Below are 10,035 nucleotides of genomic sequence, written 5' to 3' on the forward strand. Positions count from 1 at the left end.
CCAAAAAGTATAAATATTGGTAATTTTAAGGCTATAAATTCTAATGTTGAATAGACTATGTGTAATATTCACGCTGGTAGAAACACTAAAATGTACCATAAAGCGCTATAAATAATATATCCAACATTATCTAAAAGTCATTGCATTTAATTATCCTGACACAGATGTATTTAATATACTTCAATTAGTAGCATTCATTGTAATTAAAAAGATTATTGATAAAAATAAGACTATCACACCAGCTAAGTATCATCAAAGCTTTTTAACTTCCATTTTGTATTCATCTGCTTTTACTTTTGAAAGCTTATTGAATCTTCTAACTAAATTTATAATTAATCAAACTAAAAATGCAATTGAAATAATTATAGCTGGAACTGTTATTGCTGAAATTATAGTTTGAAAACCACCAGTTACTGAATTAGTAATTTCTTTTGCTAATCCTGACCCATTATCGTTGTTATACAAAACTTTTGTACTCATTTATTTATTATCCTTTTTTAAAATCATATTAAAACCTACTTTCATTAAATTAATTTAGAATTTTTTAATATTTCATAGCCTTTTGAATTTCTTTTTACCTTAAAATAAGGTCTTCTAGTCATAGTATCTTTAAATTTATCCAATCATTTTTGTTTAGCTATAAGTAAATGCCCCATATTGATTTTAAAAAGCGCAATATAAATTCATAAAGCGTCTTCATAATTATCTACTTCAATAAAATCTGTTAAATTGTATTTATATGAAAAAATACTTTTAGTCTTTTTATTTTCTTCTAATTCATATAAATTAATAAAATAATCTAAAATTTCAAGTAATTTTTTAGCATTGTAAATACGAACATTTTTGTTTGAGAAAACTTTATTAACTGTTCCATAAAACAGTTGTTTTAAATTTTTTGATGCTTTATCTACTTCAGCATTAAATATGTTTTTTATAATTAAAATCATTTTTTCAACAATTTTAACAGCTAATTCTTTTTCTATTGATTCATCTAACGCATAAACCAATCTCATCTTCTTTAAAGTAAAACTTGATGAATTTGTTTCGTAAAAAAACGTAGGAGTAAAATACTTTAAAAAACTCATTTCAAGATTATTTTTGTTATTTAAATCAGTTTTTTCAAAAACAAAATTGTAATATTTCAATAATGTTTTAAAAATTTCATTCCCATTATAATCAATATCAATATTTAAAAACTTTGTTTTTGTTCCAGTAGAAGAAACATAAACTTTATTATTTGTTATTGCATCAATTAAACTAGATAATTTCATTGATTGTAATTTTTTATTTTTTTCAATAATATTTTTATGAAATAAAGAATTTAATTTTTGAGCATCAAAATGGGTAGGTTTATGTTTATATTTTTTATAAAAAATGAAAAAATTTGTACAAAATTTTTCTTTATTCCACATTTTATACAGCATAAAACCCCTCATTTTTTTAAATTTTCATTTTATTTTTTCAAAAAACTTTAACAAAAAAGAAAAAATAGGTATTTCTACCTACTTTATTTTCAATCCTCCTTTATTGAGGGATAGAAATTTATGTAGGTAACTACATTTTTTCTTATTATAGCATAAATTTTGCTGATTTTTTATATAAAATTTATGATTCTTTTACTATGTAGGCATATAAACTTACTATTTATTTTAATTTTCATTACATTTTTGTTCAGAATACACTATATATTTCATTTTTTATTGGTATTTCAATAAAAAATGTTTGTTTGGTGGTGGTTGGGTTGGTTGTTTTTTTCTTTTAGTTTGAAGGTCTTCTTAATTAAATAAGTACGTTATTTACATTAGCTGACCTGGGGGTATTAGCAAGCGAAAAGCAATATATTATTCTAATATATTTATCACGTGCGCGTATATATAATATGAAAAGTTAAAAAATAAAGCTATAAATAAATGTTGTTTTTATGCACCTCTCAAAGTAAAGGCTCATATAAAACATTTAAGTTTAACTCTTTTATCATTGATTTAAAATTTATAAAAATTCATTTTTCAGAAGCTTGAATTTTTATTAAGTTTTGAATTGTTTCAACTGAAAAAGTAGAATATCTTTTAGAATAAAAGCTTTTGTATAAGCTAACTGCACTTTCTGATTGAGCTGTTATATTGTTAATATAAAATTTATAATTTGAGCAACTATTTTTTATAAAATTAATAAAAGCTTTTATTGTTATTGAAATTGATTTTTTACTGAATTTCAATTTTAATAAATAATTTAATTTTTCTAATAATTCATCTTTATTTGACAAAGATAGTTTTAATCATTTTTGTACTGATAATCCATTAATTTTCAAAATTTCTTTTTTATATTTGTTGTAAATATATATTCTTTTCATAAAAATATCGTTAAATTTTTTAATAAAATGAAAGTAATCATAAATATGTGTTGCGTTTAATATTTTTGCTAAATTTTGAAAGTATTTTGCGCCATCACTTAAAAGATACAATTTAGTGTTTGAGTCTATAAAATAGTGTTTTTTAATTAATTCTATTATAATTTTTGCTCTTGAAATATTAGCTATTTTTTCATTATCAATAGCAGTATAATTTTCGTATGTGTAAATTACTTTATTATCAATATTTGAATTAATTTTAATTATTTTAGTATTTGATTTAATAACTTTTTTATTTACTCTTGTTTTATCATAACAATCATCAATATGTATGTATATTTCACTTGCATATTGTTTAATATTTGTATGATTTTCTTCATTAAACAGATTTAATTTTTTAGCATAATATTTGCATAAATTTCAACTAATTTTTACAAATTTATTTCTAATAAGTCCACAATATAAATAAAAAGTTTCTAAAATTAATTTTAAATCATATGATTTGTTTATTAAATATTTATATTTTTCTGGATAATAGCTTATATATTTTTTATTTTTACCTATAAAATAGTAATATTGGTAAATTGTAAATTCATATATCTTTAAATTTTGTCCAATAATTTTTCTTTTAATTTTTTTGTTTAAATATCATTTTTGTTCTTTTCTTTTATTAGAATTCTTGAATTGTTCTGAAAGAAATGTTATTTCCTTAGCTGATAATTCATTAATATATTCAATATCATTTGTTTTCATTTATTCCCCTAATTAAATTTTAATTTAATTAGTTTCAATTATTTTTATATAATAAGTAATTATGAATAAAAATAATTTAAAAAGTTTATTATCATTTGATGAACAAATTGAGTTTCTTGAAAACAAAGGTATTAATTGGGAAACAGATTTTGAAAAAAATAGATTCAAATTATATTTAATGAATTATGGTTATAATCATTTAGTTTATAAATGAAAATGATTATTATCTCATAAAGATAAATCTAATGGTTGATATTTTTTAAATGCCAAGTCTTCTAATTTAATTGATTTATTTAATTGCGATAGAACTGTATCAAAATTAATATTAACTAATATTCAAAATATAGAAATTAAATTAAGGAATGCAATATTAAATTCAATTGAAAAATTTATTTCAAAACTGGAAATCGATTTTAATTTAAAAACTGAATTAAAACAAGTACAAATTTTTAAATGAAATATAAAAAGATTGTATTACATTTTTAATAATTATGGTAATTTTAAAAAAGGAAAAAATATAAAATAATTTATAAAAGAAATAAAAATAGATTTTAAAAATAAAAAAGTCAAGAATAACATAAACTTAAATAATCTTTATCTTTGAGAAATACTACATATGACAACATTTGGTCAGCTAATTAAACTGCTAGACTATTTAAATAAAGACATAAAAAATTTAGTTTTAAATCATTTTGCTAAAATAAATCAAAAACTGAATGTTAATTATTATCAATTAATAAGTCTAATGAATATTTTCAAAAAAATTAGGAATATTATATGTCACAATTCTATTATTCTGAATTATGAATTAATAGCACCAAATAGAAAAAGTAAATATTATGAAAACATTTCAAATTTTATATTTAACAATAAATTAGATATTAAAATAAAAAAGACAATAAAATTAACTGATATAATTGTGATTATCTCATTTATAAACGAATATAACAGTACTAAAAAACATTGTTAGAAATTTTTGTAGATACACTTAATACATTTATAAATAATGAAACATTTGATTATAAACTTGTTAAAAAAATTAAAAAAAATATAAAATTTTAATTTTTTTATACTATAATTATTATGTAAGGAATAGGGCCCCTTTTAGAAATACTTTAAAAGGTGGAGTGTTGCCCTGTTAAGTAGAAGGCATTTGTTAACAAATAAACTTCTCGAGAATAAGACAGCAATGCTGACACTGTTCTCATTTTTTTATTAACAAATATTATATTATTAAAGAGTTAATTTAACTTAATAAAAAATCATATAGGACTATAAAAAGACTTATATGATTTTTTTACTAATCTGTTTTTGTGTTTTGTCTTTATTAGAATTTAATCAATATTCATTAAATTAAATTTCTGTTATTTTCTTTACTCTAAGCTAATATGTATTAGTTAAATTTTATTTTTTTAATATATAATTTATTATGCATGGAACATAGGCGCTTTTATAAATTAAAAGATGGTTTGTACCTATGTTAAAAGAGATTATTTAATCTCTAAAGACATTACTATTTAATATAGTTTTGTCTTTTTTTATTTTTATATATAATTTATTCGTACACAGATTACTTTTAAGTATATTGTGCTTATCCACAAATGCTAATAGCTGGGCTCTGTGTTATTTGAAAAGTGTAACAGTTATAAGAAAAAAAATTAGGATAAGATTAGAAAGCATTTATGCTTTCTTTTTATTTTTTAAAAAATATAAAAAATGATATACTTTAATTAAGTGTGTTAAAGTGGAACAACCGACTTGCGAGCATTGCCACACTTTAATAAAATAAGGTTGCTTAGCGATACGATAGGATGGGGGCTGTTGTTGGCTATTTAAACCCATCATTTTTTTATAAGGTTTACTTTTATATGGATAATAATAGTTTAAAGATAATATTTAAAAAAATAATTTATATATTAAAAAATATGTTTTACCAAATTGATAATAATTTATCTACTTATAACAAATTAAATGTGTTTATGAATAATACAAGTAGTACTGATAAAACAGATTATTTGATTCAGATTAAACCAAAATATATTTTTCATATTTTAGGTTTTCATTATTGAAAAAAATTAACTAATACAAATGATATAAAAGTCAAAAATTATTTATTTATAAAAAAATTCATAAATAAATCGTTAGCTTTTCAAAATCCTTATCAAGAATTAGAAAAAATTGTTATTAACAATTGATCAAAATTAGATATTGACATAAGAAGTAAATATTCTTCTAATGATTTTTTTGTTTTTTTAATACAAAGATTTAAAATTTTTGTAGATTTTATAGAGCTAATATATGCAAATCAAAGTACTACATTTTATTTATGCAATGATAATAAAAACTATTTTTTAATGTGAGACCTAAACAAACAAAAAATGCCACAAATTGTATTGAAGAAAATTTCTAATACTAATTATCAATATGAAACATATATACCAATATCGATAAAATCAATTCCTTTAATAATAAAAAATAATATTATTAACATAAATTTAAATAGAAAAAAATTAAAAATAAGAAATATTAAACCTTTTTTAATATTAAATAATAATTATTGAATATTTTAAAAAATAAAATAGTTTTAGAAAGTTTTTGCGCTTTCTTTTTTATTATTTTAAAATATAAAAAACCAGCCAAAAACTGCATACTCAGTAGCTGGTTATTAAAATGTGGCCTTTTATTTTATAATGTGCCTGGCTCGGGAGAGTTGTATGCTCTAATCACAACATCATTATAACATTAAAATAAAAAAATTGGCCTAATGGTTATATTACAACCAGCCAATTTAATTTTGACGTCCCTATATTATTTTATTGTGCCCAGGGTGGGAGAAGGTAATATCTTATTCACAATTCTTTACATTTTTTCTAAAGATTTCATTATTCTTTCTACTTCTTCATAAGTTCCGTGTTTTTTGAAAAAGTCATCCATATTTAATTTCGCAAAATCTTCATCAAGACTTTTTAAAAAACTATCATCAGCATAAATATAATCTTTTTCTGTATTTTTCATATGGCCTCCTTTTTTAAATAATTAATATATTATAAAAAAACAACTGTTAATGCCACATACCTGACCGGTTGTAATGAAGTATGACCAATTATTTTAACGTGCACGACTCAGGAGAGTTGTGTATGCTCTAATCACAACATCATTATAACATTAAAATAAAAAAATCTACATTAAAATGTAGAAATCCATTCAGGGCCTACGTACTAAAAATACGCTTAAACATTGTTAGGTTATCCATTTGATTTACGCAAACTTAATTGCACCTTTATTATACATTGATTTTTAAAAAGGAAAATAAAATTTTAAAAATTCATCTAGTTTATTTCCTTTTTTAATATTAACATAAATATAATTTGATAGCACGTCAACCATTCTTATTAAAGGTGAATACTTTGAATCTAAATATGAAAGAGTAAGCGATCCTATGTTTTTAAAAAATGGAGGTATTGTAATATCACAATCAGAATTATAAACTTCTCAAAAAAGTTCTCTTATTATTGATTCTTCTAAGGTATATTTTCCACTTGTTTTTGTTGATATATTATCTAAATTTAAAAAAATATTTAAAATATCTTCTTTGGACAAAATATTTTTCTTAATTTCATTTTGAAAATATTTTTTAAGAGAAACAGCTATTACTCAATTTAAAAATCTTCGTCTATTTGCTTTGTTATCAATGATTTCTTCCTTTATTTTGCTTATGTCAATTTTTACAAAAAACTTATCTATAGTATTAAATGATTTAATGATACTTTTTTAAGATTTAATGATAGAGTAAAACCTTTTAATTCTTCTTCAGGATTAATATTTTTTATTTTTTTTATTCGGTCTTCTTTATTTTTAAATAATTTTTTTGATTTAGATATTGACTTTTTAGATTTAAAAACTAGAAAAGTTATTATAAAAAAACTATCATTCTTACTAAAAACACCTGATTCATCAGAATAAATATAATAATTTTTAGTATTATTCATTTTCATCCTTATTAGGATTTAATCAATATTCATTAAATTCAATTCCTGTTATATCTTTTGCTCTAAGTTCATATGTATTAATTAAATTTTTATTTTCTGTTAATTGATTATTGTTATCAGGTTTTTTAATAATAGAATTCTCTAAAAAGTTTTTAATCATTATTTTAGCGCTTCTTGTTTTTGCTTCATCAGTAGCTTCTTGCATTTTTTTAATTTCCCCAAAAATAGGTTGATAAAATTCTTTGTAGAATTCTTTTTTGAATTTACGAATATTTCAAGAACTTAAATCACTATTTACAGAATCAGTATTAAATTCTATTTCACTATCATAACTATTTACTAAATAATTAAAAGGCATTAAAAGTTTATTATATAAATTTAAAGCAAATATGTAAAATTGTCTTTGATTTGAATCTTGAATATGATTTTTTCTACCTAAAATTAAACTATCTTTTCATTCATCATAAAAGTAATGTTTATTTCCGAATTCATCAATAAAATTAACATAAATAGTTGGGTCTAAAATTTTAGATACTGAATTAATTAATACTTCTAGCAAGCTTGAAAAACCATTTGTATAATTATATTTTTTATAAAATTCTTGTAGTTTTTCATTTTTAGTTTCATCTAATTGTTCTAAAAATGATTTATTAGGGTTATTTGATAGCATAGAAAGCACTAATTTAAAGTGTAAGTAATATTTTTAAGACTTTTAGGCTAGTCGCCATTATATTTGAATTTTGAATAGCTTTAAAAGGGGCTAAAACAATTGAATTATTGTAAAAATCATAAGGGTTTCATCTTTTTTCTAAATAAGTTTGAAAACCGTAAGAAAATACACCTATATAGTTTTTGGAAGATTGGTCAACTGGGAAAGGAAATTTAAAGTTATATCAATCATTAAAATAATCAGCAGCTTTTATATCTTTATTTGGAACAGCCTCTAATGATAATGTTTTATTTTTATGATTAATTCTTTCTTGTAAAAAGTGTCTATCTAAACGTTTATAAAATTGTTTTGATATATCATACATTTCTTTGTAGCTGATTTTAGGGTTCATTGTTTCTCTTTCAAGATTTTGACCGTGATTATTTTCAATCAGCTTCTTCTTCATTGTGTTTTTCAAGCAATTCTGTTTCTTTTTCACCAAAATCTAAAGGTAAAACACCGTGATACATAGAAGAAAACTCAGAGCTTTTTGTGTAAATATCTTCATATGCATTAATTATTTTATCTAAATTATAAGTTAATGCATCTTTTCAAACTATTCCTAATCTTTTTGTTGAATAGTTTGTATTAATAAATTCTGTACTTCCTTCATTAAAAAGTCTATTTAATCTATTTTGTAGTTGTTGTTTATTATTATAAACATTATCCATTTGTAAAATATAATCATAGTATTTTTTAATACCTGAATAGTATCAAATAGCTGTTGGATGTTTTAAAATTATTGTTAATGGGTCTGGTAGTTTTAATGAATAGGGAAATTTAGGATCAGTTCTTAAGTCATAAGCTAAAAAGTTTCCTGCATCATTGAATGCTTTTGGATTAGCATCTAGCATTGCATTGTTTGAATATACTTCCTTAAAATTATTAATTATTTCAGAATGAGTAATTTTTGGTTTTTCGTCTTCTTTTTTTAATAGGTTCTGTTGAATCCTTTGGTGGTGTTGTTGGATTAGGAGTAGGATTTGTTGATGTTTCAGGGTTTTCTTTATCCTTTTCACCTTCTCTATTTCCATTTAATATTAGATTTACTTTTTCTAAACAAGAAGCAGATAAAATTGGTAATGATAAAATTGGAGCAACAGCACCTATTCATTTTAAAATTTTTTTGTTTTTCATAATTATTCCTTTATTTGATAATTTAATATTAATTAAATTATAACAAATGATATTTTTAAAAAAATTATTTAATTTATTGTATATAAAAAGTTAGTTAATTTTGTTAACTAACTAATTATAAAAGTACTTATTTATAGTATTTTTAGTTTTTTATTCATAAGCGTATATTAATCAAGGTATAAAACTCATTAATGATTTTTTTCTTAAATTTGATATTTTTTGATTAATAATTTTTTCAATTTTATTGCTAATTACTTTTAAAATTATTTCACCATTGATATCATTTGTTCATAAGCAAATCAACCTAAATATTCTCCAAAATCACCATATTCTGATTGTGGAATAATTATCTTATTATTTTTTAAATAAATTTTATTAATAGAATATTTAAAGCTGTTTTTTAATTTTATTAAAAATTATTGCTTTAAATTTATTATTTGTATATGTGTATTTATTTATTTTAAAGTAATAATAATATTTCATAGTTTTACATATATCTTTATTTTTTAGTTATATTAGTCAATTTGATATATTAATTTCTTTTTATTTCAGGATTTTTAACAATTATTAAATTTATATCAAATTTAGGTTTTTTATTTGATGATTCTAAAAACCAAATTAAATCCTTTTTTAAAATTTTAATTATTTCTTTTAAGAATTCTTTATTATGACTTATAAAAAGACCTAGAATTCTATCTTGATAAATACTTTTATCTTTTTCACTTAAATTAAATATTTTTGGCATAGCCTCAAATCAAGTGTTTCAAAATGTTTCGAAGTCTATATATCCATTTTCTACATAAATTATAATATTATTATTTGATAAAATTCATTCTATTCTTTCTGATTTAGACAATATTTTGAAAAATGATAAACTTTATTAAAATAATCATTTTTTAAAACATTTTCTAATTCTTCAATTTTATTATCTTTATCATAAGATAGTCAAATTTTCTTATTTCTTTTTCAAAATTAATTCAATATTCTTTTCTTTTTTTATATATTTTTCATTATTATTAATTACATTATATAAAAATCAGAAACTCCATCATATCTAACATTTTCACTTTTAATAGATATTTCATAAAAGGGTGATAAAA

General features: G+C 20.5%; 15 protein-coding genes. 3 read left to right on the forward strand and 12 right to left on the reverse strand.

The window, feature by feature from the left end:
* Positions 1 to 150: 150 nt before the first annotated feature.
* From EXC47_RS03795 to EXC47_RS03805, 3 genes are all read right to left on the reverse strand, one after another.
* Positions 151 to 480, reverse strand: a complete 330-nt coding sequence (locus EXC47_RS03795; protein ID WP_129646280.1) for a hypothetical protein — start codon at positions 478 to 480, stop codon at positions 151 to 153.
* Between the two features lie 44 nt (positions 481 to 524).
* On the reverse strand, positions 525 to 1,424 hold the full coding sequence (locus tag EXC47_RS03800) for a hypothetical protein (RefSeq protein ID WP_129646278.1): 900 nt from the start codon (positions 1,422 to 1,424) through the stop codon (positions 525 to 527).
* 476 nt (positions 1,425 to 1,900) lie between these two features.
* Positions 1,901 to 3,100: an Mbov_0401 family ICE element transposase-like protein gene (locus EXC47_RS03805; protein ID WP_129646313.1), complete on the reverse strand. Its 1,200-nt coding sequence runs from the start codon at positions 3,098 to 3,100 to the stop codon at positions 1,901 to 1,903.
* Positions 3,101 to 3,161: 61 nt separating this feature from the next.
* On the opposite strand from EXC47_RS03805, the gene EXC47_RS03810 reads away from it, so the two are divergent.
* The 3 genes from EXC47_RS03810 (at position 3,162) to EXC47_RS03820 (ending at position 5,670) form a co-directional block, all read left to right on the forward strand.
* Positions 3,162 to 3,626, forward strand: a complete 465-nt coding sequence (locus EXC47_RS03810) for an Abi family protein (RefSeq protein ID WP_129646310.1) — start codon at positions 3,162 to 3,164, stop codon at positions 3,624 to 3,626.
* 90 nt (positions 3,627 to 3,716) lie between these two features.
* Positions 3,717 to 4,070, forward strand: coding sequence for an Abi family protein (locus tag EXC47_RS03815; RefSeq protein WP_129647305.1), 354 nt, complete (start codon positions 3,717 to 3,719; stop codon positions 4,068 to 4,070).
* Between the two features lie 898 nt (positions 4,071 to 4,968).
* The gene (locus tag EXC47_RS03820) at positions 4,969 to 5,670 is read left to right on the forward strand and encodes a hypothetical protein (RefSeq protein WP_129646306.1); all 702 of its coding nucleotides are present in this window, start codon (positions 4,969 to 4,971) and stop codon (positions 5,668 to 5,670) included.
* A 289-nt stretch (positions 5,671 to 5,959) separates the two neighbouring features.
* Here EXC47_RS03820 and EXC47_RS03925 read toward each other — a convergent pair whose 3' ends face one another.
* The 9 genes from EXC47_RS03925 to EXC47_RS03855 form a co-directional block, all read right to left on the reverse strand.
* Complete coding sequence (locus EXC47_RS03925) at positions 5,960 to 6,115, reverse strand: hypothetical protein (RefSeq protein WP_165255915.1); 156 nt, start codon at positions 6,113 to 6,115, stop codon at positions 5,960 to 5,962.
* Between the two features lie 282 nt (positions 6,116 to 6,397).
* The gene (locus EXC47_RS03825) at positions 6,398 to 6,700 is read right to left on the reverse strand and encodes a hypothetical protein (RefSeq protein ID WP_129647307.1); all 303 of its coding nucleotides are present in this window, start codon (positions 6,698 to 6,700) and stop codon (positions 6,398 to 6,400) included.
* Between the two features lie 140 nt (positions 6,701 to 6,840).
* Positions 6,841 to 7,089 carry a hypothetical protein gene (locus EXC47_RS03830; RefSeq protein ID WP_129647309.1) on the reverse strand — a complete coding sequence of 83 codons (249 nt, stop codon included), beginning with the start codon at positions 7,087 to 7,089 and terminating at the stop codon, positions 6,841 to 6,843.
* Positions 7,082 to 7,759 (reverse strand): hypothetical protein, encoded by a 678-nt coding sequence (locus tag EXC47_RS03835; protein ID WP_129646300.1) that lies wholly within the window; start codon positions 7,757 to 7,759, stop codon positions 7,082 to 7,084. Before EXC47_RS03835 ends, EXC47_RS03830 begins: the two co-directional genes overlap by 8 nt.
* A gap of 13 nt (positions 7,760 to 7,772) precedes the next feature.
* Positions 7,773 to 8,204 carry a hypothetical protein gene (locus tag EXC47_RS03840; RefSeq protein ID WP_129647311.1) on the reverse strand — a complete coding sequence of 144 codons (432 nt, stop codon included), beginning with the start codon at positions 8,202 to 8,204 and terminating at the stop codon, positions 7,773 to 7,775.
* Positions 8,179 to 8,652 (reverse strand): hypothetical protein, encoded by a 474-nt coding sequence (locus EXC47_RS03845; RefSeq protein WP_129647313.1) that lies wholly within the window; start codon positions 8,650 to 8,652, stop codon positions 8,179 to 8,181. The genes EXC47_RS03840 and EXC47_RS03845 overlap by 26 nt, the downstream gene beginning before the upstream one ends.
* Before the next feature lie 31 nt (positions 8,653 to 8,683).
* The gene (locus tag EXC47_RS03850) at positions 8,684 to 8,935 is read right to left on the reverse strand and encodes a variable surface lipoprotein (RefSeq protein ID WP_129647315.1); all 252 of its coding nucleotides are present in this window, start codon (positions 8,933 to 8,935) and stop codon (positions 8,684 to 8,686) included.
* A 150-nt stretch (positions 8,936 to 9,085) separates the two neighbouring features.
* Complete coding sequence (locus tag EXC47_RS03930) at positions 9,086 to 9,238, reverse strand: hypothetical protein (protein WP_165255979.1); 153 nt, start codon at positions 9,236 to 9,238, stop codon at positions 9,086 to 9,088.
* A gap of 229 nt (positions 9,239 to 9,467) precedes the next feature.
* Entirely contained in the window at positions 9,468 to 9,791 is a 324-nt protein-coding gene (locus EXC47_RS03855; RefSeq protein WP_129647317.1) for a hypothetical protein, read from the reverse strand.
* Positions 9,792 to 10,035 lie beyond the last annotated feature (244 nt).

The organism is Mycoplasmopsis maculosa (assembly GCF_900660665.1).
GTDB classification, from domain to species: domain Bacteria; phylum Bacillota_I; class Bacilli_A; order Mycoplasmatales; family Metamycoplasmataceae; genus Mycoplasmopsis; species Mycoplasmopsis maculosa.